This is a genomic window from Citrobacter sp. Cpo030, assembly GCF_030333005.1.
Lineage (GTDB): Bacteria > Pseudomonadota > Gammaproteobacteria > Enterobacterales > Enterobacteriaceae > Citrobacter > Citrobacter portucalensis.
This window is the reverse complement of record NZ_JAOWGT010000014.1, coordinates 1-414: the sequence shown is the minus strand read 5'-3', so window position 1 is coordinate 414 and position 414 is coordinate 1. Positions and strand designations below refer to the sequence as shown.

Here is a 414-nt window from a genome sequence, read left to right as displayed (position 1 = left end):
TGTTTTCAGGCAATACGCACGCTTTCAGGCATACCTGCTTTCGTCATTTTGTTCAGCGCTCGTACCAGGGCCATAGCCTCTGCAACCTGACCATCGTAGTCACGCAGTGTCAGTGAACCTCCGAACAGCTGTTTTACCCGGTACATCGCCGTTTCCGCTATCGAGCGACGGTTATAATCTGTTGTCCATTTCCACCGCGCATTACTCCCGGTCAGCCGCTGATTCGCAACAGCACGGTTACGGTCTGCATATTCACCGGGCCAGTAACCCGCGCCTTTTCGGGGCGGGATAAGCGCGCTGATTTTCTTACGCCGCAGTTCATCGTGACAGAGTTGGGTGTCGTAAGCGCCGTCTGCCGATGCTGCCCTGATTTTTCTGTGAGTCTGCCGGATAAGACCCGGGAAGGCTTCTGAG

1 pseudogene is annotated in these 414 nt (G+C 55.1%); it reads right to left on the bottom strand.

The features are described 5' to 3' along the window. Window positions 1-5: 5 nt before the first annotated feature. A pseudogene (locus OGY37_RS00155) lies at window positions 6-414 on the bottom strand (IS5-like element IS903 family transposase); the annotation flags it as partial.